Annotated in this window: 25 protein-coding genes and 4 pseudogenes; 8 read left to right on the forward strand and 21 right to left on the reverse strand. The window is 32.5% G+C overall.

The features are described 5' to 3' along the window. Positions 1-95 precede the first annotated feature (95 nt). A pseudogene (locus ABH960_RS17315) lies at positions 96-359 on the reverse strand (amino acid permease); the annotation flags it as partial. Positions 360-501: 142 nt separating this feature from the next. Here ABH960_RS17315 and ABH960_RS17320 point away from each other — a divergent pair. Next, positions 502-936: an Lrp/AsnC family transcriptional regulator gene (locus ABH960_RS17320; RefSeq protein WP_103458577.1), complete on the forward strand. Its 435-nt coding sequence runs from the start codon at positions 502-504 to the stop codon at positions 934-936. 92 nt (positions 937-1,028) lie between these two features. Here ABH960_RS17320 and ABH960_RS17325 read toward each other — a convergent pair. Further along, positions 1,029-1,412: pseudogene (locus tag ABH960_RS17325) on the reverse strand (helix-turn-helix domain-containing protein); the annotation flags it as partial. Between the two features lie 70 nt (positions 1,413-1,482). Between ABH960_RS17325 and ABH960_RS17330 the strand changes: the two are divergent. Beyond that, positions 1,483-1,686, forward strand: a complete 204-nt coding sequence (locus ABH960_RS17330) for a hypothetical protein (RefSeq protein ID WP_002136809.1) — start codon at positions 1,483-1,485, stop codon at positions 1,684-1,686. Between the two features lie 70 nt (positions 1,687-1,756). On the opposite strand, the gene ABH960_RS17335 is transcribed toward ABH960_RS17330, so the two are convergent. Beyond that, complete coding sequence (locus ABH960_RS17335) at positions 1,757-2,617, reverse strand: DegV family protein (RefSeq protein ID WP_002136810.1); 861 nt, start codon at positions 2,615-2,617, stop codon at positions 1,757-1,759. Between the two features lie 226 nt (positions 2,618-2,843). Between ABH960_RS17335 and ABH960_RS17340 the strand changes: the two genes are divergently transcribed. Further along, on the forward strand, positions 2,844-3,275 hold the full coding sequence (locus ABH960_RS17340) for a GNAT family N-acetyltransferase (protein ID WP_340952621.1): 432 nt from the start codon (positions 2,844-2,846) through the stop codon (positions 3,273-3,275). Positions 3,276-3,638: 363 nt separating this feature from the next. Here the strand turns inward: ABH960_RS17340 and ABH960_RS17345 are convergent, their stop codons facing one another. The 4 genes and pseudogenes from ABH960_RS17345 to ABH960_RS17360 form a co-directional block, all read right to left on the reverse strand. Next, the gene (locus ABH960_RS17345) at positions 3,639-4,982 is read right to left on the reverse strand and encodes a BC_2427 family protein (protein ID WP_404447014.1); all 1,344 of its coding nucleotides are present in this window, start codon (positions 4,980-4,982) and stop codon (positions 3,639-3,641) included. A 127-nt stretch (positions 4,983-5,109) separates the two neighbouring features. Continuing rightward, positions 5,110-5,805: a CsxC family protein gene (locus tag ABH960_RS17350; RefSeq protein ID WP_002065863.1), complete on the reverse strand. Its 696-nt coding sequence runs from the start codon at positions 5,803-5,805 to the stop codon at positions 5,110-5,112. Between the two features lie 718 nt (positions 5,806-6,523). Beyond that, positions 6,524-6,831: pseudogene (locus ABH960_RS17355) on the reverse strand (GNAT family N-acetyltransferase); the annotation flags it as partial. A 152-nt stretch (positions 6,832-6,983) separates the two neighbouring features. Further along, positions 6,984-8,081, reverse strand: coding sequence for a YheC/YheD family endospore coat-associated protein (locus ABH960_RS17360; protein WP_404447017.1), 1,098 nt, complete (start codon positions 8,079-8,081; stop codon positions 6,984-6,986). A 122-nt stretch (positions 8,082-8,203) separates the two neighbouring features. Between ABH960_RS17360 and ABH960_RS17365 the strand changes: the two genes are divergently transcribed. Further along, positions 8,204-9,427, forward strand: a complete 1,224-nt coding sequence (locus ABH960_RS17365) for an ATP-grasp domain-containing protein (protein ID WP_002065857.1) — start codon at positions 8,204-8,206, stop codon at positions 9,425-9,427. A gap of 367 nt (positions 9,428-9,794) precedes the next feature. Here ABH960_RS17365 and ABH960_RS17370 read toward each other — a convergent pair whose 3' ends face one another. Continuing rightward, entirely contained in the window at positions 9,795-10,574 is a 780-nt protein-coding gene (locus ABH960_RS17370; protein ID WP_404447021.1) for a BC_2878 family exosporium-associated protein, read from the reverse strand. Positions 10,575-10,976: 402 nt separating this feature from the next. On the opposite strand from ABH960_RS17370, the gene ABH960_RS17375 reads away from it, so the two are divergent. Beyond that, positions 10,977-11,297, forward strand: a complete 321-nt coding sequence (locus ABH960_RS17375) for a hypothetical protein (RefSeq protein WP_105584988.1) — start codon at positions 10,977-10,979, stop codon at positions 11,295-11,297. Between the two features lie 54 nt (positions 11,298-11,351). On the opposite strand, the gene ABH960_RS17380 is transcribed toward ABH960_RS17375, so the two are convergent. The 5 genes from ABH960_RS17380 to ABH960_RS17400 all read right to left on the reverse strand — a co-directional run bounded on the left by ABH960_RS17380 (position 11,352) and on the right by ABH960_RS17400 (position 16,925). Then, positions 11,352-12,887 carry an MDR family MFS transporter gene (locus ABH960_RS17380; protein ID WP_002084972.1) on the reverse strand — a complete coding sequence of 512 codons (1,536 nt, stop codon included), beginning with the start codon at positions 12,885-12,887 and terminating at the stop codon, positions 11,352-11,354. Between the two features lie 23 nt (positions 12,888-12,910). Beyond that, positions 12,911-13,618, reverse strand: coding sequence for a polymer-forming cytoskeletal protein (locus ABH960_RS17385; protein WP_016101229.1), 708 nt, complete (start codon positions 13,616-13,618; stop codon positions 12,911-12,913). A gap of 25 nt (positions 13,619-13,643) precedes the next feature. Further along, the gene (locus ABH960_RS17390; protein WP_002189907.1) at positions 13,644-14,354 is read right to left on the reverse strand and encodes a bactofilin family protein; all 711 of its coding nucleotides are present in this window, start codon (positions 14,352-14,354) and stop codon (positions 13,644-13,646) included. A 13-nt stretch (positions 14,355-14,367) separates the two neighbouring features. Continuing rightward, positions 14,368-14,991: a YhbD family protein gene (locus ABH960_RS17395; RefSeq protein ID WP_404447027.1), complete on the reverse strand. Its 624-nt coding sequence runs from the start codon at positions 14,989-14,991 to the stop codon at positions 14,368-14,370. Positions 14,992-15,149: 158 nt separating this feature from the next. Next, a complete protein-coding gene (locus ABH960_RS17400; protein ID WP_404447349.1) occupies positions 15,150-16,925 on the reverse strand; it encodes an SgrR family transcriptional regulator in 1,776 nt (591 codons plus the stop codon). 62 nt (positions 16,926-16,987) lie between these two features. Between ABH960_RS17400 and ABH960_RS17405 the strand changes: the two genes are divergently transcribed. Further along, positions 16,988-18,193, forward strand: a complete 1,206-nt coding sequence (locus ABH960_RS17405; protein WP_404447030.1) for an MDR family MFS transporter — start codon at positions 16,988-16,990, stop codon at positions 18,191-18,193. 15 nt (positions 18,194-18,208) lie between these two features. On the opposite strand, the gene ABH960_RS17410 is transcribed toward ABH960_RS17405, so the two are convergent. The 8 genes and pseudogenes from ABH960_RS17410 to ABH960_RS17445 all read right to left on the reverse strand — a co-directional run bounded on the left by ABH960_RS17410 (position 18,209) and on the right by ABH960_RS17445 (position 23,526). Then, a complete protein-coding gene (locus ABH960_RS17410; protein WP_404447032.1) occupies positions 18,209-18,913 on the reverse strand; it encodes a YjgB family protein in 705 nt (234 codons plus the stop codon). A 24-nt stretch (positions 18,914-18,937) separates the two neighbouring features. Beyond that, positions 18,938-19,756, reverse strand: a pseudogene (locus ABH960_RS17415) (aminopeptidase). A gap of 257 nt (positions 19,757-20,013) precedes the next feature. After that, positions 20,014-20,409: a hypothetical protein gene (locus ABH960_RS17420; protein ID WP_002084959.1), complete on the reverse strand. Its 396-nt coding sequence runs from the start codon at positions 20,407-20,409 to the stop codon at positions 20,014-20,016. Positions 20,410-20,501: 92 nt separating this feature from the next. Then, entirely contained in the window at positions 20,502-20,744 is a 243-nt protein-coding gene (locus tag ABH960_RS17425; protein WP_002013368.1) for a GlsB/YeaQ/YmgE family stress response membrane protein, read from the reverse strand. A gap of 124 nt (positions 20,745-20,868) precedes the next feature. Then, positions 20,869-21,834, reverse strand: a complete 966-nt coding sequence (locus ABH960_RS17430) for a nucleoside hydrolase (RefSeq protein WP_309514980.1) — start codon at positions 21,832-21,834, stop codon at positions 20,869-20,871. A gap of 77 nt (positions 21,835-21,911) precedes the next feature. Next, a complete protein-coding gene (locus ABH960_RS17435) occupies positions 21,912-22,100 on the reverse strand; it encodes a DUF3970 family protein (protein WP_002013371.1) in 189 nt (62 codons plus the stop codon). A 69-nt stretch (positions 22,101-22,169) separates the two neighbouring features. Then, on the reverse strand, positions 22,170-22,955 hold the full coding sequence (locus tag ABH960_RS17440; protein WP_002127814.1) for a class I SAM-dependent methyltransferase: 786 nt from the start codon (positions 22,953-22,955) through the stop codon (positions 22,170-22,172). Between the two features lie 232 nt (positions 22,956-23,187). Continuing rightward, the gene (locus ABH960_RS17445; RefSeq protein ID WP_404447037.1) at positions 23,188-23,526 is read right to left on the reverse strand and encodes a hypothetical protein; all 339 of its coding nucleotides are present in this window, start codon (positions 23,524-23,526) and stop codon (positions 23,188-23,190) included. Positions 23,527-24,009: 483 nt separating this feature from the next. Here ABH960_RS17445 and ABH960_RS17450 point away from each other — a divergent pair, with 483 nt between their 5' ends. Continuing rightward, the gene (locus ABH960_RS17450) at positions 24,010-24,162 is read left to right on the forward strand and encodes a YqbF domain-containing protein (RefSeq protein ID WP_078179002.1); all 153 of its coding nucleotides are present in this window, start codon (positions 24,010-24,012) and stop codon (positions 24,160-24,162) included. 170 nt (positions 24,163-24,332) lie between these two features. Next, the gene (gene exsC, locus ABH960_RS17455) at positions 24,333-24,767 is read left to right on the forward strand and encodes an exosporium protein ExsC (RefSeq protein ID WP_404447040.1); all 435 of its coding nucleotides are present in this window, start codon (positions 24,333-24,335) and stop codon (positions 24,765-24,767) included. Positions 24,768-24,769 lie beyond the last annotated feature (2 nt).

The following is a 24,769-nucleotide window of genomic DNA, read 5'->3' on the forward strand; positions in this document are numbered from 1 at the left end:
GAATTTAAAAAAGATGACTCCTGTTGGATACAGAAATCATCTTCTTGATGTTGCCTAACTTTTTTCAAAATGTCCTTTACAAAGGGTACAGATTAAATCGCACCTACTTTTTTACCAAAAGCCTTCTCAGAAAAAGTTGCAATTCCCCCTGCATTTGGATGCTCAATAGATAAAAAAGCGAATGTTAATGCAAGTGGGATACTAAGTAAAATCATAATAAGCCAAGAAATAATCGCATTCCCTTCCGCTATACTCGCAGTCATACCAGGTAATATAAGAATTCCTGATCCTAAAACTGCCCCTACGTATAAAGCTGTTCCCTTTTTAATAGAAATTGTTTCGTTGAAATGATTAGACATTACATGCACCTCCATTTATATTTTAATTATAGAAAGTTATCAGTCTATTCAATATTCAATTGTGTATGTAATTTAGCATTAGATTTTATATTATGCATGTATTTCAGAAGTTTACTTTCAACTTTGCAAAGGAGCATGAGTAATGGATGAGATTGATAAGAAAATAACCCTATTATTACAAGAAGATGCCAGGATGACAATTACAGAAATGACTGAGCATCTACACCTTAGCCGCCCTAGCGTTACAGAAAGACTAAAAAGGTTACAAGATGCAGGAATAATTGAAAAGTATACAGCACGGATATCACTGGATACAGTTGGAAAATCAATTCAAGCATTTTTAAGAATCGAAAATTTAAAGATTCCATGCAAAAAATTTGAGGAGAAAATATACGAAGAACATAGAATACTCGAATGTCACCGAGTAACAGGTGAAAGTAGCTATTACTTAAAAGTAGCGGTTCACTCAATGAAAGAATTAGAGGAATTAATTGATATCGTTATACCATTTGGTATAGTAAAAACTTCTATGATTTTATCATCACCGATACCATATCGACCGATAATTGTAGAATAGTAATAAAAAGAGGTTATCCAAAAAGTATAAAATATCATACTCTTTTGGATAACCCTTTACAATTTATAAGAACTTTTGACTAAACTTCTTTTTTAATCCATTTTATTTTCAGCTGAAATTTTAAAGTACTTCGCAGATAATTTATAAGAGCGATTCTCATTATAAAAGTTACCTAATTCATAGGATAATTCAGCAACTAAGCGATGTTGCTTTTTTTCTACTCCCACTTCAATTGCTTTTTGCATATTTTTTTCATATTCATAATAATCTCCACGTATATTGAATATTTTAGCTTTCAAACCATATAGTTGGACATGTGCAATTGGTACATCATAAATCGATAAAAAATGAAATGCTTCATTCATAACTTTATTAACATTTTTCCAATCTTTAAGTTCTATGTACACCTCTATCATGTTTCGTAATGCATATACCTTTTGATGTTTCTCCGATAAAAATTCACTCAATTTCATAGATGAATTACCAATATCGCATCCTAGTAATTAGTTTGTCGAATTATTTAGTAAACTCGAAAGGAAGATAAACATGATTGTAAGACTAAAAAACGAATCAGCACGAAAAATAGTAAGATATGTTGGAGGCGCTGTTTTACTTTTAATAATCGCTTCTTTCCTTTATCAGTGGAAAAATGACTTAGTAATTGATCATACTGAAAGAGTCAGCTTTGCACTAGCTATCACTACTTTCCTATCTACCTTCTTACCTTTTAAAGAGAAAGTTAAGAAGTAATTACATATTTTTCATTCGCATAAAACAATTATTTTAGAATTAAAAAAGGATTGATCAAAAGATCAATCCTTTACTCTACTTCATTTAAGAAAAATAATGTTAACGCACCTGGTCCTGTATGCGCTCCGATTGCTGCTCCAATTGTATTTACGATAAATACTTCACAGCCGAATCTTTCAGTAATTAATGCTTTTAATGCTTCGGCAGTTTCTAAATCATCACCGTGAGTCATACCGATTGTTTGACCTTTAAGGTCTTTCCCGCGCTCTTCCATAATATCAACAATTCGGCTTAATACTTTCTTTTTCCCTCGTACCTTTTCAAGTGGTACAAGTTTTCCTTCATCCACATTTAAGATTGGCTTAATGTTTAGCAAACCACCGATGAAACCGGCTACTTTACTTAAACGGCCACCTCTAACAAGGTACTGTAAGTCAGCTACAGTGAAGATATGCTCCATATGCTCCATTAGAAAAGCGACACGGTTTAATATTTCTTCTTTCGATGCGCCCTCTTTTGCCATTTTTGCAGCCTCTAATACGACAATACCCTGACCGAGTGAGGCACATTTTGTATCGATAATTTCTAAATCTAAATCAGTGTATGTTTCTTTCACTTCTTTTTTAATGAGAACTGACGATTGATATGTACCAGACAATTCAGATGAAAAAGCTAAATATATACAAGGGTTACCTTCTTTTGCATAGGAAACAAATTTTTCTTGGAATGTTTCAAGTGAAGGCAATGACGTTTTATAAACTGCGCCTTCTCTCATTTTTTGCAATAAAGTAACTGATTTTAATGTAACCCCATCTAAATACTCTGTTTCTGCTTCATCATATACACGGAGTGGAATTAAATCAATATCATATGCTTGCAGCAATTCTAACGGTAAATCCGCCGCACTATCCGTAATGATTTTAACACCCATTTTTAAACCTCTATTCTGTTATAAATATATAATAAATAAAATAAAAAATATTACTTTTAAATTATATACGTAAAACTAAAATGAAGAAAGGAAAAGACTTTATATTGTATGCACTATTATTCAAAACTTGAACTGCAAATAAAAATGATTTCATTTTAACCTCTTTTTACAAGTTATTACACTGTGTATAATGAGAATATTACATTTTTTCTGAGGGAGGATACATATGAGTATTCAACTAGCTACATCTAATGATTTAGAATGGGTTAATAATCATTATGAATCGATAGGATTTGTACCAAGTGATTTAACACGAGACACAGTTGCGATCATTACATACAACAACGAGTATGCAGGTGTTGGACGTTTAGTCCAAATAGATGAAAATACTATTGAAATGGGTGGGATTTTTATTCTCCCTAAATTCAGGGGTCTACAATTAGCTGGGGAACTCGTATCATTTTTAGTACAAACTGCGAAAAAATTACAAATACAAAATGTGTATTGTCTTCCTTTCGAGGAACTAGAAAACTTTTATAAAAAATATGGCTATACTGAAGTCGATACTACGAAAGAAGTTGTCCACCCAATTATTCTAAAAAAATATAATTGGTGTTTGGAAAATTACGATAAACATGTTTTACTATTTAAATTGTGAGTTTTGTAAAAAAGGAGTCAATGCACTTTGTATTACACATCAGATTATACAAGCAATTATCTGTGAATTAGCTTCTTTATTCAAACAACATATACGCCACATTTTATGCCTGTTTTTAATAAGTGTTAGCAAGTTCGTTGACAAACTTGTTAGCACCTTTTTAAAACATAAACCTGAAGAAATTCATACAATTAAGTAACTATCCTAGCTAGCAATAATATCATCCTTCATAAATATTAAAATGAATTCATTGAGGATAAACCGTTTGGAGGATATTCTATAGCACTGAATGATTTACAAAAGATTACGCATTGATACGCTACGAATAAAAATAATGAGCTAATCAAGGGAATATAATCATTTTTATGTAATTCGCACTTGTACTTCCTGTTCTTGTATCACTTGAATGATTAATTCCAATACAATATTTTGTACTAACTGATACACATTGTCATGAAATGTACTTTGTTCTGATATGTATTCAATACATTGATATATATATCCTTCTACCAATAAGCTCCCTTTTTCAACTGTAAATTTATTTTGTCCATTCTTTTTTACTTTTGGTACTAAAAATTCGGTTTTGGTCAAAATAATCTCCTGTTCCACCTCTTTTATTCCTATGACTTTTTCTGTAAATACCACTTTTTCTCGTAAACTAATTTCACCTTTATATTTTCCTATTTCTACTGGTAGTCTGGCTGTTATATAATTATTTACTTCTCCTTCATTTCCACTCTCTAATATTATGCTGTGAATAGGAATCCATGAAGATGTCTCTACCTTATTCTCTTCATTATTCCCTTTAACTTTTTGATTATATAATTCAACAAGCATTCTCTTTTCATGAAGATTTAAAGAAACTAATTTACAATAAGCCTCCGAATGATACTGTTGCACTGTAGTTAATAACTTAGAATCTAATTCACGCCCCTCCGCATATTTTTCATTTCGAAATACAAATGCATCTTGATTTTTCACATTTATTTTTGGAAATACATTAAAGCTAGACACTTCTGAAATAATAGAAAATGGCGTTTTCACTACCATTGAATGCACTGAAGTCTCTATTTTTGATCCTAAACCTATACTTTCTCTCTTTGATTCAGTTTCTTCACTTTTTTTCTCTGATTCATTTGCTACTTCTACTTTCTCTAATCCAATCACTTTATTTTCTTTTGCTGGTTCAGTCTCTTCACTTTCTTTGTTTGATTCAATTGCTTTTTCTTCTTGCTCTAATTCTCTTTCTTCATATTCTTTTGCTGATACAGTTTTTTCACTTTTTTTCTCTAATCCAATTACTTTTTCTTCTTTTTTTGATTCAATTTCTTCATTTTCTTCCTCAAATCCAATTGCTTTTTCTTCTTTTGCTGATACAGTTTTTTCACTTTCTTCCTCTAATTCAATTGCTTTTTCTTCTTTTTTTGATTCAGTTTCTTCACTTTCTTTCTCTAATACAATTACTTTTTCTTCTTTTGCTGATCTAGTTTTTTCACTTTCTTTCTCTAATTCAATTGCTTTTTCTTCTTTTGCTGATCTAGTTTTTTCACTTTCTTCCTCTAATTCAATTGCTTTATCTTCTTTTTTTGACTCTGTTTCTTTACTTTCCTTTTTTTCTCTTATTTCGCGCGAATCATCTTGAACATTCAGCATTTTCCATTTGTAAACTTTGTTCCATATTTCCTTACCAACCCATGGCTTATTCATCACCATCCCCCCATCTGATGAAATTCATAAAAATATGCTTTTTGTACGCGACCATTCCATCATTATATATGTTTTATAATAATAAAAAAGACATTGTCTTTTTATTAAAGACAATGCTTTTTTAGTCTTATACTTGTACTTGTTGTACTTGTAAAACTTTTAAAGTAAGGTCTAGTACAATTTTTTCACGAAGCGTTCCAAATGGCTCGTTTAATTCTGTTGGACAAGGGGAAAAGTCTAATTCGAAAAATTGAGCACTTACTAATTCGACATATGGTTGTTCGTTATAAAAAACTGAATTTTGGAAGAAGTATTTATCTAAACGTGGTAAATCGCCGTTGTTAGGATTAATAAAATGAGATGTAGTGTCTGAAGAAGCAGCTATTAAAGCTAGTGATAGAAAATCAGCTTCTGTTAGATCTGCAAAACCAGAAAATGGAACATTTGCAATGCGGTCATATAGAACTCCATTACACTCATCATTTGCATATTCAATATTTTTACGAATATACCCTTGTACAAATAATTTTCCTCTTGTAACTCGGTTGTAAGGTGTACCAACTACCGGAGTAAATGCTACAGGAACTAACTTACCTTGTGTTAAAAATACATTTTTTAAGACACGTTTAATCTCAGTTGCTGGAGGATCTAATGGAACATCGGCTTCTACAACAATTTGAATTGTTCTTTCCGCTAATACAACTGGTATTTTTACGATTGGTGCTCCTGGAGTAGTAATTGGTGTTGCTGCAGCATCACTTAATGGTGTTTGGGTTTGTCCCGCTACCTGACATGGTACATTAATTGGGCATTGTTCACTCATATTTTATAATCTCCTTTATATGAAAAATTTAGAGCTTTTTAACTCTCTATACTGTATATGTTTGTCTTCTATTAATGCGTGGGTTTGTATCATAGTCACTTTTATCATTTACAAATAAAAAGAGTACTCTCTCTTTAATAGTCAAATACACATAACTTAATGTACTTAATTTTCATGTATATTTACCTATAAAAAATAGAATTTCTTAACTCTCAACGTGGAAAAATACAATGATACGTTAATTAAGTTCAATAGTAAAAAAGATAACCATATTTTCGAAGAAACTTTCAAAAAATCTATTCTTACATTTATTAAGGCAGATAAATTTAAGTTTGTTGATTTCTTCATCTCATAATATCTTTGCAACTGCAATTTAATATTGGGTAACACCTGATTGTTAAAAAATAAAAACCGACTTAATAAAGTCGGTTTTTATACCTACATTGTTGTGGAATCACTTCATCTTTATCATTCACATCGTTTTTTTACTCTCACCTTTTCCAATAGAATTTATCAATACTTCTAATGAAAACAATCTTGTCGTTGTTCTCCCCTCTAATACTATTAATTAACATCTCTCTTAACACCTTTAGTTTAGGTAAAATTATCTTTGGATATTTTATCTTTGTAATTATAAAAAAGGGCTAATTAATGTTAATTTAATTGGATTTTCTAGCCTTTTTATGTTGTAAAATTCAATTCGTACAAACTCGTTCATTTACCTATTATTTACAAAAAAGTATCGTACGCCTTATCAAAAACATATCCAAGCTTTTCCACTAGTTTAGCAGAAGTGCTATTCGCTGCATCCCAGTTTGGATATTTCGTCTTTTCTAAACAATCCAATATTAAAGCCGTACTTACTGCAGTCACCAATCCTTTTCTTCTATGATTCGGATCAGTAGCAACTTCAATTTCAATCCCATCATCATAAATACTATATGATGATGCACCGCATACAACGTCTCCTTTATAGAAAATACTATAACCAATACCTCGATTTATATAATCATCTATCAATTGATAAAGTCTTGCCGTGGTCAACGGATTTTCCATCTAGATGCAGAGTGCCGAAAAAAGTGAAGTAAACAAAAAATAACTCCAAAATCAACTTTTAATGTATATTTTGGAGTTACTTTACGCTTACTTTAAATTCACAATTTTCTATTTTCCTTTTCTTATTTATGTTTATCAGCTAAGTATCTAGCATAGTGAACTAAATTTCTAGCTACATCTAATTCAAGATTAAATATATTAGGTACACCTGGTCTCCAATTCACCTCAAACAACCACAATTTTTGGTTTTCATCAATCCCAACATCAATTCCTAACTCATCAAATAATACATCCTTATATAAAGAATTAAAATGGTTAGAAAAACTTACCGCAAATCGTTCTAAATACCTTTGAATATTATACCAATCGTTATCAAACTCCGTTTTTAAAAAAATATCTAAATAAGTACTATAACCACCGCTAGCCATATTTGATACAACACTTCCTAATGGACCTATTCTCGGGAATATTGAAGTAATAACCCACTTTCCTTCTCCATTTCTTTGAACATGCAATCGAAAATCATAAACATGACCAGATTTCATTTGACATGAAATAAACTGTTGAACTATGTAACCTTTCTCTTGAATCTTATCAGATAAAAAACTTAGCAATTGTTTTTTATTTATTAATGAAATTTGTTCTGACTCATTCATACTGTAATTCATCCCATGTTTTTCAATGAAAACGATACCCTTACCTTGATGTCCAGAAATTGGTTTAATAATAACTTTTCCATAACGATCAATCATGTCAAAAAACTTATTAACATCATTTAATTCATAAAAAGGAATAAGATATTGCTTAAATTTTTCTGCTTTTTTTATTCTGTTATATACACTTAATTTATCTCCGATTGAATGACTTGTGAATGGAACTTTATCATATAGATAATCAAAAATTTGCTGATTTTTATCACTAACATGAACACTTGCATTATAAATAACATCAGGAAAAGAAAATTCTTGTTTAACCCATTCACCATTTTCATAAGTTTTACCTAAAATCTTCTCAGTCTCTATATTTACTTTCCCTAAAGTAAAATAAAAAAAGTTTATACCTTCAGCTTTGGCTACAGCAGCATAAGTATATGCTTTCTTTACGACATTCGGATCTTTCCGATGATGAAGCATACCAATTATAGTCATATCGGTTCCTCTTCCCCTCTTTTTAAAGATCTTTTTCAAAACAAATATCAACTTCATTATATATATATTCATGTTCTCCTTCATTCAACCATTTTTTGAAAAGTCTAGAACAAGCTTAACCTCATTTTAATATTCTACCTATAGAAATAATAAATCTAAGGGTTTATAAAATAATTAAGGTAGGGTGGCATAAGATGGATACTATTGTTTTTATTGAAACAAATAAATCTGGATCCAGTAGGGAAGCGATCAAAGCAGCTGAAAAACTTAATTTCTTTACTGTTTTATTAACGAAAAAAACAAAATTTATTGAAGAACGCAGTACATTCCCTGATGTACATCAGATGATTTTCACTGATATAAATGATTATGATAATATAATTACTACAATTGAAAAATTAAATAAATCAGGAAAGAACATAAAAGGAATCTTTAGTTTTATTGACCCCTTTGTTTATCTGGCTGCACGTTTATCAGAAAAATTCTGCTCAAATATTGTATCCACTGAAGCTATCTATCGTATGGAAAATAAAATATTAACTCGTAATGTCCTTAAAGATTTACCAATCTCACTCAACTATTTAATTTACAAACCAACAGAACCATTATCATCTTTTCTAAAAAAAAATAAAAAGATAAATTTCCCTCTTATTGTGAAATCCCCTAAATCATCAGGATCAAAAGATGTATTATTAGTAAAAAATAAAAATCAATTAATTTTATCTATACAAAGCCTTTTAGAAAAACTACCTAATGAAGAAATTCTACTTGAAGAATATGTAGATGGACCTCAGTACTTAGTCGAAATTTTAGTTCAAAATGGAAAAGTCCATATTATAGCAGTAATTGAACAAGAAATTACACTCTTTGAACGTTTTATTGTTACTGGTTATTCTTTACTAGGACAGGTAGACAAAAGTCTATATACTAGTCTTTTCAATGCAGTTAATTCTGTTATTCAGGCTTTTAATATGAAAAATGGAGCTTGTCATCTAGAACTCCGGAGAATAAATAATGATTGGAAATTAATTGAGATAAACCCCAGAATATCAGGTGGAGCAATGAATGATATAATTGAAATTGGACATGGAATCAACTTAGTGCAAGAGACTATTCAGTTAATGTTAGGAAATAAACCTTCACTAAATAAAAAACATCATAAATATGTATACACTCATTACCTAACAGTTAAATTTAAAGGGAAACTAATTCGAGTTACAGGAAAGAACCGTAGTTCTAAATATCCTGGCGTAGAGAAAGTTTATATAAAACCTAAAAAAGGAACTGTCTTAAAACCACCTACATCAATGGGACATCGATGTGGCTACGTTTTAGCAGCATCCTATTTTAAAACAGAAGCTAAAAAAATAGCTTTAAAAGCAGCCAAAGAAATTTCATTTGAAATCCAAAAAGAATAAATGCAACATAAAAAACAAGATATATACACCAACTCATAAAAATATACTAAAATCAAGTTTCTTACAATTCTAATTATCATAATGCGTAATAAAAAAGTTCAATCCTTATCTACATTTATAGAAGGAGTGAACTTTTTTATTATGAAATTTTAATTTATTTACCCAACAAGCGACTCCAAAATGACTTCTTCTGTTCTGAAGCTACTATTAAGCATTTACTTTTATATAGTTTTTCGAATACTTACAAATGAGCTTTTATCTAATTAAAAATGTTCTCCGTGAATAATAACAAAGTAATGTTTTTTATTATTTTATAAATTTTTTCGAAACATAAAATTTTAACTAAGAGGGTTAATCAATAGATACGTTATAACTCCTTCTTAGAAATAAAAGATTCCGTCGCACCATTTATATATATTTTAGTCAACTTAATAATTGACTTGTACGTATTATTGTCATTCATTATCATCTTTTTCATCTCTTCTATTTCGGCATTACTAGTTCCACTCTCTATTTTTAAACAGTTCGAAATGGAAAGATATCCGCTTGATGCTAAAATAATAATATAAGTAACATCAGGGAAATTAATAAATAGCAATCCAAATTTCAAAGGATTCCCAGCTGTATCCGATAAAATTAATCGAAAATCTAACAGTTCAGGTACTGGAACAAAATCCTTAGAAACAATCGCTTCACCTACTATAGTAATTTGCTTTACTACATTCCCAAGCTCATCTACAAATTCAACACATCTAGGTGGATCAATCATTTTTGCCTGTAAAGATAAACTTAATTCAGGGTTATTAAAATCGAAGAATAGTGTACTTCCCTCAGTTAAACAATGTGGACAAACATTTCCAAGTAAACTGAATTCCTCTTCAATAAATTTAACTTTCGTTTTACAACTACAAACTTTCCCTATTCGAATCGCATCAATTCTTGAACAATCTACAAATATTACCTCACTGTCTTCTTGTGCAAACGACACTATACCTTTTATCTCATTAAATGAAATAAAATAGGATACAACTATTTCGTTTCCGTCTATTACGATACTCTCAACCCTAGAATAAGGATTTAAACTTTTCAAAAATTCACATATACTATTTTGACAACATTGACAATCACGTTTCGGCTCACAATCCACTGATTCTCCATTCCTTTCCTATATGTTTTACCTAATAAATATAATATGAAAGGCATGTAAGAAAAGCTTGGACAATATAACTCTAATATTAGTCTAGATAAGTATACAGACATATGCCTGTCAAATTAAGAAACTAATCGTTCCTCAAATAAGTAATAAAATATACTTTTCACTATAAATGCATATAACAATTTCATCTTTCAACAAAAAAGCGTTATAATAAAGTGAAACTTCTATTAGCAGGGAACTTTATCTCCTACTAATGGTTAGCCCTCACCAATCGGGCAGTCATCTCCCGCCGTCCTCATCATTTACTTCTTCATCTTGAGGTGGGAGTCTACTGCTCGTTATTGCGGGATGAATTGCAGCCTCTAAGATTACGTTATAAAGGAGATTAAAACAATGACTAAAATTAAAGTATATCAAGTAAAAGAAGAAAATATGGAAGCAGTAAAAAACATTATTGATGTTGAGGAACAAAATCCAACTGCTGAGAACTTACAAAATCTATATACATGTGTATTAGATACTGAAGATATGGCATTACCTGAATCATACATTGAAGAAGATATCTTAATTGATTCTATGGAAGTTATGGTTAACGCTTCTCAAAGCAAGCTAAGAGACTTAGGTACATATGATGTAATCGAAGTTCAAAACAAAGGTAAGAAAACACACATTTTATTATTAGCAGACGAAGAATACGAAATTATCGAAGGCTAATTCGACTCCGTACATAAGAAAAAGCTCCTTTCAAAATTGAAAGGAGCTTTTTCTTTATGCTTTTGATGTTTCACTTTTCACCTTGTTTTGTTCTTTTTTATATACCATGCGCTCATTTCCCATAAAGAAAACGAATACGAACGCTAAACTTGCGGGGACTAACGCCCACATAAATGTCTGAACGATTGAACTAGAGAGAGCTTCAATAATTTTATCTAATATTTGCGGCGGAATTTGAGATCTTGCCGATTCTGATAGAATAGCTCTTGAATCTCCTAAAGCGTTTGTATTCATTCCTCCGCTCATACCTTTAAACGATTCTTCTAATTGATCCTGGAAACCAGTTCTTTGAATCATCCCGAAGATTGTAATACCAAGTGTCATACCTAATGAACGAATGAAGTTACTCGTTGAAGTCGCAGAACCGCGTTGCTCCATACCGAAGTTATGAATAGCAGCCATACTTAGTACAGAGAATGAGAAACCAACTCCAAAACCGATAATAACCATATAAATTGTTAATAATATACGACTTGTTTCTGGCGTTAATGTACTTAATAAGAATAATCCGATTAGCATAATTACAGCGGAAATAATCATAATGTTTCGGTAGCTAAGTTTCGATGTTAAAAATCCACCTAACTGCGCTGTAACTACTGATCCTAACATCATTGGTAATAACAATAATCCTGCGTTTGTTGCCGTACCACCGTATACACCTTGAATAAATAACGGAATGTACACAGTTGCTGACATAAATGCCGCCCCGTAACATAAGGCAATAATTGTACTCATTCCGAATAGACGTTGTTTAAACATCTCAAATGAAATGATTGGTTCTTCTACTTTTCGTTCAATAACAATAAAAGCAATTACTAAAATAGCGAACCCAGCAAATAAACTTAAAATAAAGCTAGAATCCCAATCATACTTTTGTCCGCCTAATTCTAAGGCGAACATTAAACAAACTACTGCACCAACTAAAGTAATTGCGCCAAACCAATCAATCTTTTGTTCTCTATGAACTCGTGACTCTTTATAAAATAATGTAATAAAAATAAGTGCTAAAATTCCAAGTGGTAAGTTAATATAAAACACCCAGTGCCAGCTAATATAATCTGTAATATATGCGCCAAGTAATGGCCCGAAAATACTTGATAAACCAAATACTGCTCCGAATAAACCACCCATTTTCCCGCGCTTTTCTGGAGGGAAAATATCAAAAACGATAGTAAATGCGATTGGCACTAGTGCCCCGCCGCCAATACCTTGAATGGCACGATAAATACCTAACTGTGTAATATTTTCAGCAGTTCCACAAAGTGCCGAACCAATCATAAAGACGATTAAACCGAAAATAAAGAATCTCTTTCTACCATACATATCTGATAGTTTACCGAAAATCGGCATACCTGCCATTTCTGCGACCATATAGGCAGAAACGACCCATACAAAGTTTTCAAGGCCTCCTAAATCACCAACGATTGTTCCCATCGCTGTTACGACAATGGTATTATCCATTGATGCCATTAAAATCCCTAGCAATAAGCCCGCCACAACAAAACCGAGCTTATTATTCTTCTCAACCATAACCTTGCTCTCCCTCATACTACTTATATTTGTTTATGTTCTTTTACGACTGCATTACCTTTCTGATTAAAACTAGTGTGATATTCTACTACACTAATTTCACAGCCAGGGCCAATTATAACATGATTTCCTCTTACTACGTCTGCTATTGTATGTTCTAAATAAATATCATCCCCTTCAATAATTGATGTTTGAAGGCTTCCTGCATGACTTGTAAAAGGAATAAATCTCGCTTTTTTACGTACTGTAATCTTTTTCCCACCGATTTCTCTCACTTTACTTCCTTCATAACGAAGTGAGATTTCAATATTTTCAGCATTAAGCAAACCATCACTTTCAAGACCACCAGTTAGTAATAATTCCTCTACTTCTATATCTCCCTTTACATTTAAAGCGCCTTTCACATCTACGAAATCACCGGATAGCTTCCCTTTAAATTCTATCATACCTCTAACTTTTGTTTTATTAATTTGTCCGTCGCCTTGTACTTGGGCATTGCCATATACTTTTACATATTCCGCCTCCATATTCCCCTGTACTTCACTATCTCCATACACGACATAATTTTTCGCTTTCATATTGCCACGTACTTCACTCGTACCATACGTTTTAAAATCATTACAACTCATATGATTAGAGATTGTTCCTTCGCCGCGTATCTTTACTTTGTTATAATCTCCACCTGCTGAGCTACCTGATCCATTTACAGTAAGACTATGTTGATTTTCCATACCGATTCCTCTCTCCCTTTTAAACTTAAACTTGCTTAATTTCTTTTACATTTGCGCTTTTATCAACAGTAAGAACCCCAGTATATTCAATTAGTTCAATCTCACAGTTCGGCCCTACAGTAACATTGTTTCCCCTTACTGTTTTAATGTGAGCATAATCAATATCGATATTGTCACCTTCTAGCAGTTCAGCTTCTAACTGTAAGCCAAATACTGTTTTAAATAGTCTACTAAAAGCACTCAATCTATGTTTTACTTTAATGGTTTGGCCACCAATTTCTTTCGCTCTACATGTACCATGAATATTTATATTAATTTCATCTGCGCTTAATAATCCACCAACTGTAAATTGCCCTTCTGAAGAAAAAATATCAACTTCACAATTACCATCAATCGTCGCTTGACCATTGATTTTAAATTCTTCACCAGTTACATTACCACCTATCGTCCCTTTTCCTGCAATTTTTAAAGTGGTCGCCTTTACATCTTGTGTAATTGTCCCTTTCCCATCGATTCGCATCATTTCTGCACTAACTGTACCCTCAACTTTACCTGATCCGCTAATTCTCGCATCGCTACTTTTCAAATCACCAGTAACAATTCCGTAACCATTACATTCAAATTGGTCGCACTCAACGTTTCCATTAACAGTTCCTTTTCCATTTAGTTGCACTTTATGAAACTCTCCACCGTTTGATGAACCATATCCGTTTATAATTAAATTTTCTGTACGCATTATTTCTCCTCCACTACAACAGTTTAGTTTTTAATGCTTCGGTATATTTCATAATTGCTACACGTAAAACAATCTTTGTTCCCTTTTCAAAAATTAAATCCTCAACGCTTGATACTAAGAAGCATGTAGAAACCCCTAACTTCCGAATAATAACTAAGTCACAATTTTTATGTTTAATCGCTTCATAATTTTCACGTAAAACTTGTAAAACCATTTTCCCTTCTTCTAAGCTAACGTCTCCTGATTGAAGAAGTTCTTCTAACACGTATACATAAAGAATATCTGCAAATTGAAAATCTGCCGTTTTGTTCGTTTGCTCCATGAAAAATTGTAAAACAGGTTCTGATGTAATTTCTTTACGAATGAGATCTTCCTTTGCTAAAAGAATCTCTGTTACGCTTGGTGAAAACATATTTGCCAATTCATCAAGCGATAGATCCTCTTTCATCGTTTGAATTTTATCAATACGCTCTAATATCTTTTCTTTCGGAAAAAATGTTTCCTGACCTGTGAACGTTGACTTCCGTACAAACCAATCTTCCGGTATTAAATTTTTTCTCTTCCACCTATATAACTGTCCGTATGAAATACCAGTTAACTCTAATAAATCTTTTTTTGAAATTAAATCTGTAATCAACTGTATATCACTCCTTCCTAATAATAACGTAACATAACACTGTTACGCTGTAAATGGACTTTTATAACATGTAGCGTAACAATGTGGAAAACAAACTTCATTTCCATACAAAAAAGGTTCTTACACATCTTACTAAAATGCATAAGAACCTTTATATATCAAGCCTTAAACCATATTTGATAAAAATCAATCCAACCTTGTGGATTAATCATTATATTTTGCACTTTTTCGTGTGAACTTACTTGCTGTTTGTTACGGTATAAAGGAATAATATGAATTTGACGTAACAATGTGTCTTCAATATCGTGTAACAGTGTCATCCGTTTCTCTAATTGATTCTCTATAAAATAAGACTGCAATACTTCGTTAAATTTTATATTGCTATGTTGATGAATAAAGCTGTTTTTTGTAAGAAACATATATAGTAAACTTTCTTCAATACGCTCACTAATTGTCGCACTATCATGTATTATATCAGCCTTTTGTATCGTACTTGCTTGCAATAACTCTTTTGTTTCAAGAAAAACGACTTCAATAGTGACGCCATACTTCGCACACTCTTTTTGTATCCAATCTGAGTCTTCAACATGATCTTGTTCTGTAAATGTATATAGTCGCAGTGTTTCATTACGGTAAGAGCTCTCTTTAATAAGCGTATATATGTCCTCATTTATATGTATAGTGCCACCCTTTGTTAGAACCAATTCTTCTGCTATTTCTCCGCGCGCTCCTTGCAATTCCTCGATAAGCGCATTGCTATGAATGATTTTATGTAGAGCTTTCCGAAACATCGTGTTTTGCATAGGTCCTTCTTTTGTGGTATTTAATGTAATGTATGTTACATTCGACTCAAGTCTAGTTAGTTCTTTATGATGCTTTTCTATATTGTTATAGTGTGCTTTCGCTAAAATATCGCACGTATTTACGCTGTGCTCTACATTCCATAATTCAATTCGATCGAGAAATGGTCGCTCGCGAAAATATAAATCATTTGCTTCTAATACGAATACATCCTCATTCTTTTCACATAATCGAAACGGTCCAGTACCGATTAACCTTCCATCTCCATCTTCATTTACAATAGAACACTGTTCTGTACTTAAAGCATGTAAAAACAACTTATTATCTGTAGATAAACGAATCTGCACAATGTAGTCATCAAGAATATGTAAACTTTCAATGTGCTGTAACATCCAAGCATGCGGGTTATTTTTTTCTTTCATAAATCGTTTAAATGTCTGTTCAACATCATAAGCGGTTAGTTCTTTTCTATTATGAAATTGAACACCTTTTCGTAAGTAGAAGGTCCACATATATTTCTGGTCATCATATTCCCAATAAAACGCAAGTCTTGGCTCTACACTGTTTGTATTTCCGTCTATATACACTAACGTGTCGTATATATGTTTTACCATATGACATTCCGAACGCATCGTAGCGTATACAGGGTCTAATGCAATGTCTAGATTCATTTGGACTTGCAAACGTAGTACATCTCTTCTCCCTTTAGATGTCCTTTCGACTTGATACCCGAATATCGAATCTATCCAAGTTTGAAATTGAGTTTGAAGTGATGGAAAATATGAGCTATACCTTTCAATAAATGCACTCCCGTTTTTTACATCCCCTTGTTTCGTTATTTCTTTTCCTCTTTCTAAAATTAAAGAAAGTGGATGTTTTTGAAATAACAACTTTGAACGATTTCCTCTTCCTCGGCCTGGAAACCACATAATCCAATTAAATTCTTCTAATTTTTTTATGATTAATTTACTATTTCGCTCTGTACAAAATAAAGTTTCAGATATATTTTGTATTGTTATTTCTAATTGTTCTCCCTCTGCTCTCCCATTTCCATACTGGAGCCACAGGTGCATATATTGCTCCAAAATAATCATAAAACGCCCCCTAAAAGATGAAAAATCTTCCTCTTTCATTCTACCCTTTTTCATTTCCGGCTTCCATCTTATCATTTCAATATAGAAAGGAGGAAATAAAAATGAAGTATCTTTTAAAACGTTATAATAAGCCTATTCTCATTCGATTGTTCGGTGAATTGTTAGTCCGAACGACTGAAGCGATGTTAGCTATCATTTTTATTGTTCACGTTAATAAAGCGTTAAATGGTAATGTTATAGTTACAATGCTTCTTTTCGGATTACAGCCTCTCGCTGATATTGTGTTTACATTAATCGCTGGGGGTGTAACAGATAAATACGGCCGAAAGAAAATAATGTTACTCGGATTACTTTTACAAGCTTTTGCCGTAAGCGGATTCGTTTTTGCTGAATCGGTCGCCTTTTTCGCCTTATTGTATGTAGTAAATGGTATTGGACGCTCTTTATATATTCCGGCACAGCGAGCACAAATCGCTGACTTAACGAAGGAAGAACAACAGGCAGAAATATTTGCTGTTCTTCAAACGATGGGAGCAATCGGCTCTGTAATTGGCCCATTAATTGGCGCCTTTTTCTATACTAGTCACCCTGAGTATTTATTTATTTTGCAAGGTGTAGCCCTTACGCTATATGCTATTCTCGTTTGGACGCAGCTTCCTGAAACAGCTCCACTCATGAAAAACGTTAATAAAACTAAAGAAGTATATTCGACAAAACAATTTATTTCAAAGCATTACGCTGTGTTTGGACTTATGGTTTCTACGCTACCGATTAGTTTTTTCTACGCTCAAACCGAATCGAATTATCGTATATTCGCCGAAAGTGTATTTCCAAATTTTCTATTTGTACTCGTGTTTATCTCAACTTGTAAAGCAGTCATGGAAGTTATGCTCCAAATTTTCCTTGTGAAATGGTCAGAACGATTTTCTATGCCAAAAATCATTGTTATTTCCTATACTTGCTATACGTTAGCTGCGATTGGCTACGGCTATTCCACAACAATATGGTCATTATTCTTCACATTGCTCTTTTTAGTAATTGGGGAAAGTATCGCTTTGAATCACTTACTACGATTCGTTTCACAAATAGCTCCAAGTCATAGTCGCGGATTGTACTTTTCTATATACGGTATACATTGGGATATTTCAAGAACTTGTGGGCCTTTTGTAGGAGCATTGTTATTAAGTAAATTAAGCGGTAGTACGCTATTTTATATTTGTGCCTTCTTATTAATAATTGGCGGTATTATTCAAGCTTTTTTTGTTCAATCGTTAGAAAGAAACAAAACAAAAGAGCTGTCCCTATAGGAACAGCTCTTTTATTTAACCTGCCATTTTATTAATACTATCCTCCGGTGAGAACACAGAAATATGATGTACTTTACCAGTCGATTTTGGAATTACGAATTTCAATTCAAACTGGTCATTTACTTTATAAACATAAATTTTATCATTACCATTTTCTTTAACAGACGCTGGTTTTCCTAAAGCCTTTTCGATCTCTTGTAACGTAATCACTTTAAGTTCTGAATGGTAAGATCGCACGTCAAAGACTTGTGATCCTTTATTAAAGCCAAATGCGACATTTTTATTTGTAAACGTCGCATACATCCCGTTTCCTGCTTGCTCCGTCTTATCAGCTTTCCCCCACACCTTCTCTATTTCTTCAATATCTCCTGTATGCGCCGCATATGGAACATTAGGTACTTTACCTACTTTCGCTTGCTCAAATAAATCTTTTACATGGTTAATTGATTTTTGATTAAGCACTGTATTTTTCGTATTAGACTCCGTTGAAGGTTTTACCGATTCTTGACCTTTTTGTTTTTCCACAGGTTCTTTCTCTTTTTTGGAAGCAGTCTCTTCATTCTTTTTACTCTTTTCTGACGTATCGCTCTTTTTTTCCGTACTATTTTCTGATGTTGAATTAGTTTGCTTCTTTTCCTCAGCGTTAGTACATGCGGTTAAAGCCGCTACACACGTTAAAGTTAGGAAAAATATAAGTACTTTCATATATACTTTCATCATTTTCAACCTCCCTCTTCAATATATTCACTTTTGTAACCATTCCATAACACTACTCCTCAAATTATTTCCCCCCAAAAAAGTAAGTGCTTCCGTTTCTCCGAAAGTACGGACCATATACTCTATATATGATTTTCCTAAAAAATAACCGAGTCGGTTGTATCCGAAATAAGTCCCTCCGGATAGACGGAACCATTCTTTCTCTTTTTCACCTGTCCACCCTTCAACATAATCTTGTAAAAAATGTTTCTTAATGTGCTCTTCAATTTCTTTATAATATTGTAACGATGAATCACCATTACTACTACATGAATAGTAAACGGACTCACTTAAACCTTTAACTATTAGTTGTGATAAATAGGTCGCGACCCCTTCACGATATAAACTTACCGGGGCATCATTCCATTCTCTTGTAATGCTACATTATGATATATGTCCGATTTCATGAGCAACGATAACACGGAGGTGCTCCCTTACAGGAGATAATTTCTCAGCCGCAAAAAATATATCCCCAATAATCTCCCTTTCCACAAATGCATTAGAACCAAATCCACCTACAAATATATGAAAAGTTACATCTATATTACTACCAAATTGAATGCGATAGTCCTTACTAACTTCTTGAATAATTGATGGTAAAATTTCTGAAATAATACGAATGTCTTCTAGTTTTGCAGGATACTTTTCAATCGCACTAGAGAGACGTTCTTCTGTCTTAGGACACTGAAACTTAAAATACTCTTCGAATGCCTCTGGGTGCATATCATAATATTTGTTCAAGTCATGTAATCCTATATCATTGCTTTCCAAAAGCTTTAAAAAGCTTGGAATTGTATTGTTAATCATCTTATTCATCTCCTTATTTACACCTTCTCTCCTTACTCGTTATATCCTTTTTCTATAACTTAAAATACACTGTCACAAAGGCTCCTTTAAATGCAAAAAACCAGCAGGGAGTGAATAATCATTCCCTGCTGGTTTAATATTTTTGGGGTTTCTGAAATTTAATCAAACCATTTTTCGCCGTCAGAAATCCATTAAAATTGCCTATTTATATAATTAAAAAAGCTGCCCTATTAAAGGACAGCTTCAAATATGTATTTTTACACTTCGATAGATTTACCATCTTCAACGATATGGTAAAGTAAGTGCGCTAAATGATGAATTGGACCATTTTCTTCCTCTTCTTCATTTGTCTCACCTTGGAATTCAAGATCATTTAAGTATAGTGCTAAAAATTGATAGAACAATTTCAAATCAAATCCGTAGCAAGCACTTGGTTCTTCATGATCTCCTTCATATTGTAACATTAAGTATTGCTCGTTTCCTTCTGTATCTTCAGCATCAAAGAATACGAAGAAACCAACGTTTGTATCTAAATCAAATAGATGACGAGTACCTTTTTCTGTTGCTTTCTCGAAGTCCTCTTCACTTAATTTATGTACTGTTGTTGCCTTTGCATTATCCTCTTGATGAAAATTTACTGTAAATGATTTCAATGCTGACACCTCCTAATTGTATAACAGTAGCATAACAGATTAGACAACATAATACAAAGGGACTGCTTACAAATGTAAACAGTCCCCTGTATTCATTTCCGCATTGCACGGAATATAAAGCTTACGATGAAAATCAAAACAATCGCGCCTATTAAAGCCGGAACAATCGCATATCCGCCTATAACAGGTCCGAATTTACCAAGTAACGCTGTACCAAGCCAAGAACCGACAATACCTGCAATAATATTACCGATTACACCGCCAGGTACATCCTTCCCAGTAATTAAACTTGCAAACCATCCTAATATACCACCAACGATTAAAGACCAAATCATATCATTTCCTCCTTTATAATTGACCAATAAAAATTATAATCAGAAACAATTGCTTACCATTAGTTATGTTACATTTTTCGTAAGTTATTCGTCTTATGAAAATCATTCAAATCTGCTCACCCTTTTAAGGACAATCTGGCTTCAATATTGTTCTCATAAATTCGTCTTTAAACGCTTGATAATTAAATTCAACGGCAATTTTTTGTATAGGACGATTATCAAACGTCGTTGGCTCAGCTATTTTTCTAAAATCTGCAACACTTTGACCTCTCGTTACATCATTCGTCGTACTTATCCAAACTGCTGATTTTTTATATTCAAAAATATCATCATTTATAAATGAAATGAACGGAAGTAAATCGTGAATCGGACTCCCAGCAATACCTGGATATTCTTTTTTGTAAAAGTTCTCGTAATAAAAATCGATCATTGGCTTAATAAGTTTCGCCTGCCCGGTTCCTTCTTTATCAATAATATCGACCATTTCAGGGGTAATAAGAGCACGCTGTGTTACATTTAACGGATATATAGTAGCATTCTGCGCATATTTCATAACGATATTCGCGGCAATTGGATCGCCGTAAAAATTAGCTTCTGATACAGGTGTAACGTTTCCCGGAAATAGAAAAGCACCGCCCATTATATAATAAGAACATACTCGATTCATTAAATTGGGGTACAATAAAAATAATGTTGCAAGTGTTGTTAATCGTCCCGTCGCGACTATAATAATATCTTCTGGACAAGGCTCAATTAATTTAATCAATTCACAAAAATTTTCTCTGTCACAAATTCTCATTTTCGGTGGAATAATTGGACCTAAACCGTGATCCCCATGAATTTCAGGGAAAAACAAAGGTTCTTCAGCTGTCATTGGTCTACTGGCACCTTCAATAATCTTCACTTTTGTAGCATAGTATCTTTCTAAAAAATAAACATTTTCCGTAACAATTTCTCTTGATACATTTCCATACTCTGCAACGATACCTATAATATCTAATTTGCATGTTTTATTCGCATAAATTAACGTTACTGCATCATCAATACCAAAATCTCCGAAAAAGATTATTTTTTTATTAATTTTCCTCACCCCTCTCCAGCATAATCTACTATTATTATTATGCGAAAAAGACAAGGCGGTGAAACAGAGATAATTAAAAAAGCCGCCTATTTATTGGCGACTTCAATCTTTTTATAAGATAAATATGCTAGTACACTTTTGCTTGAATCATATTTCGGATTATTCCCTTTTCTCGGTTCTCTCATATGTGTTTTTTCAAACCCAGGAATGTCAGGCATTTTCTCTAAAAATTCAAGCATCTCTTCCTCAGTTCCCTCAATACGTACACGAATCATTATTACTATTCCTCAATTCTCATTTTCTCTGTACTAAGTATATCGTACATCAGAAAGACTGCAAGAAATTTATCTTTTTAATGTTGAACTTTTTTTACATACGAACAGTGCCATTTCAGTATAAAACGATTCTATTTTATTGTTTCCAAATTGAATTTTGAAAAATTCTTGCATTTCATTTGATGTTTTCATCATACACTCTGTTAACTTTACACGTTTTTGCATAGGAACATCCATCATATCGCACCACCAATCAAAATCGAACTTCTTGTCAAAAGTATGACATGACTGCATTTGCAAACCATGTTTTTCTAATAAAGTAATCCATTCTGTTTTTTTCAAAGCTCGTTCATGGCTTGGATCTCTCTTCTTTTCGATAAAGTTATAAAATGTATCAAACTCATTATTTTCTGGTGAAACGTTATCAATTAATATAAATAATCCATTATCTTCTAACGTTCGATTTACTTCAAAAATAAATTGCAAAGGATCAACAAAGTGATGTGCTGCAATTCGGCATGTAATTGTATCAAAGGATTCATCAGCAAATGGTAACCTTTCTGCATGTCCTGCTACAAATGATACATTTTCATGTCCGTTCCCTTCTATAAAACCTTTTGCTTTTTCTAACATTTTTTCTGTTAAATCAAGAGCGACTACCTCTTTGAACATTGGGGCTAACAAATTAGCAACATGTCCACCACCAGTAGCAATATCAAGAAGACGAGTATTATGACGAGTTTCAACTTGCTGAACTACATATTGTAAATCCAGTCCTTTTGCATGAATTTTACTTTTCACATACTTCTCTGCATTACTACCAAATTGTTGTTTCACAAGTTCTTCTTTACTCACTTTTATCATCTTCTTTCTATAAAGTATTATATTTAATTTATAAGTTCTCTTTATATAATTTCAAATCCTCTTTTAGTTTAGTTTAGTCTCGTCTCTTGTACTAGAGACCTTCTATCAAAAAAATTTAACTCTTTTATTTTTAAGCACAAAACAAAAAAAGTTATGGGGAATTATCCCACAACCCCACAAAATATCTCTTATATTTGAGGATCTTCTTACACGGCTAAATAACTTAATCCCCCTGTAACTTCACAATAATTTCTACTTCGCTATTAGTAGCCTCTCTTGCATGCAATCCATATTGGTCCATGCCAATCCATATCCACCCAGGACTATCATAAAGAATATCTATGTTGAAATGCTTCAACTTAGTAAGCTCTGACCTAATAAATTTATCCCTACTAGCGATTTCCTTATCAAGCAAGCCATATTCTTTCCCATTTTCAAATAGCGCTATCATCTTTCCTGCAAGTGGATGTATACGAACTATAAAGTGATATTCTTTTTCATTTATATTCGCTACAATCGTATTAGAATCAGGTACATCACATCTAGAATTCGGCATATTCATATCGGTCAGCTCCTTTATTGATTTCATTAATATCATAACAGGTTAATATTTAGATATTATTAATATAATGTAAAAAATATAAAAGCTGACTTCCCATTAGAAATCAGCTTTTACACATTGTTTATCTTTAAACTTTTTACAAATTTTATAATGTTTCTTTCTCTTCATCATTTCCGGAAACTAAATCTCCTAAAACATCCACCGTAACTTCAACTACAAATTCACAAATCCCTGCTACAACTTCTCCAATTACTTCCTCCATCTTTCTACCCCCTTGTTTTATGGAACCTATTTGTAGTATAGAAGATACTGGTTAATTTTAACTATCGGCAAAGGTGACAAAAACATTACAGATTTGTAAGCTATTTCAATGTTTTTTGAATTTATACTTCTCCCCTTTGAAACTTTAAGTATTATTAACAACCAGATAGGTCATCATAATATAAAGTATTTAAGAATCCTAATTTAAAGGAGGCGTGTAAAATATACTACGTAAAATTAATTAAAGGTCAATCTTTCTATGCTTTTGATCAACGATTCTTAGTGTCTCATGAAGAAGAGGTTTCGGAAAAAATTTTTAATTACTTACGCCGGAATGAATTCTTCGAAGTACGTAAAGAAGAATATTCCGCCTAAAGTATGAAAAGCATCAAAAAATGAATCTCATAATTGGGATTTTTTCTTGATGCTTTTATATTATCTCCCTTTATTCAACATTACTCCTCAATTCTCTTAAAATCATATAGTATATGTCCAAGCTAATTCATCGTTACCTTCATATTTTAGTATATGAGGAGGTGACGAATATGACTCATATCATTGATTATCAAGCTACTCAACCTTTAAATAAAACAGGTGAAACAACTTTTGTAATTCCCCATTCCCCAGAAAAAGCAATTCTAGCAAGTGTTAAATTAAAAATTTCAAGAAGAGATTCACGTAATAATCGAGTAGAATTAATTGCTACAGTTGGGGTTAAAGGTATAACTGAGATTTCACAAGTTTTATTCCGAATTTTCCGTGACAATACAGAAATCTTCAACGCTCAAGTAGGGATTGAATCTACAGATTCTGAGCAATTTTACGCGCAAACATTTCAAGCTATAGATCAAAATGTTAGCTGCGGGACTCACGAGTATTCATTAACTGTAGAAAACCTTACTAGTGGTGCAAGTGCAGACATTGTTGGTCCTCTGTCTTTTAGCGGCTTAGCTATTGGACAAGATCATAAGTGTTGCTAATT

The sequence above is a fragment of the Bacillus sp. RC252 genome (assembly GCF_044909215.1).
Classification (GTDB): domain Bacteria; phylum Bacillota; class Bacilli; order Bacillales; family Bacillaceae_G; genus Bacillus_A; species Bacillus_A mycoides.

Bases quoted from the DNA above. Each gene is read 5' to 3' on its own strand.
- ABH960_RS17335 (WP_002136810.1), bottom strand. From the start codon at position 2,617: ATGGGTGTTAAAATCATTACGGATAGTGCGGCGGATTTACCGTTAGAA.
- ABH960_RS17375 (WP_105584988.1), top strand. From the start codon at position 10,977: ATGACTAAAATTAAAGTATATCAAGTAAAAGAAGAAAATATGGAAGCA.
- ABH960_RS17380 (WP_002084972.1), bottom strand. From the start codon at position 12,887: ATGGTTGAGAAGAATAATAAGCTCGGTTTTGTTGTGGCGGGCTTATTG.
- ABH960_RS17390 (WP_002189907.1), bottom strand. From the start codon at position 14,354: ATGCGTACAGAAAATTTAATTATAAACGGATATGGTTCATCAAACGGT.
- ABH960_RS17425 (WP_002013368.1), bottom strand. From the start codon at position 20,744: ATGATTTGGTCTTTAATCGTTGGTGGTATATTAGGATGGTTTGCAAGT.
- ABH960_RS17345 (WP_404447014.1), bottom strand. From the start codon at position 4,982: ATGAATAAGCCATGGGTTGGTAAGGAAATATGGAACAAAGTTTACAAA.
- ABH960_RS17340 (WP_340952621.1), top strand. From the start codon at position 2,844: ATGAGTATTCAACTAGCTACATCTAATGATTTAGAATGGGTTAATAAT.
- ABH960_RS17320 (WP_103458577.1), top strand. From the start codon at position 502: ATGGATGAGATTGATAAGAAAATAACCCTATTATTACAAGAAGATGCC.
- ABH960_RS17400 (WP_404447349.1), bottom strand. From the start codon at position 16,925: ATGAAAGAGGAAGATTTTTCATCTTTTAGGGGGCGTTTTATGATTATT.
- ABH960_RS17405 (WP_404447030.1), top strand. From the start codon at position 16,988: ATGAAGTATCTTTTAAAACGTTATAATAAGCCTATTCTCATTCGATTG.
- ABH960_RS17445 (WP_404447037.1), bottom strand. From the start codon at position 23,526: ATGAATATGCCGAATTCTAGATGTGATGTACCTGATTCTAATACGATT.
- ABH960_RS17435 (WP_002013371.1), bottom strand. From the start codon at position 22,100: ATGATTCGTGTACGTATTGAGGGAACTGAGGAAGAGATGCTTGAATTT.
- ABH960_RS17365 (WP_002065857.1), top strand. From the start codon at position 8,204: ATGGATACTATTGTTTTTATTGAAACAAATAAATCTGGATCCAGTAGG.
- ABH960_RS17385 (WP_016101229.1), bottom strand. From the start codon at position 13,618: ATGGAAAATCAACATAGTCTTACTGTAAATGGATCAGGTAGCTCAGCA.
- ABH960_RS17350 (WP_002065863.1), bottom strand. From the start codon at position 5,805: ATGAGTGAACAATGCCCAATTAATGTACCATGTCAGGTAGCGGGACAA.
- ABH960_RS17360 (WP_404447017.1), bottom strand. From the start codon at position 8,081: ATGAATATATATATAATGAAGTTGATATTTGTTTTGAAAAAGATCTTT.
- exsC (WP_404447040.1), top strand. From the start codon at position 24,333: ATGACTCATATCATTGATTATCAAGCTACTCAACCTTTAAATAAAACA.
- ABH960_RS17330 (WP_002136809.1), top strand. From the start codon at position 1,483: ATGATTGTAAGACTAAAAAACGAATCAGCACGAAAAATAGTAAGATAT.
- ABH960_RS17410 (WP_404447032.1), bottom strand. From the start codon at position 18,913: ATGATGAAAGTATATATGAAAGTACTTATATTTTTCCTAACTTTAACG.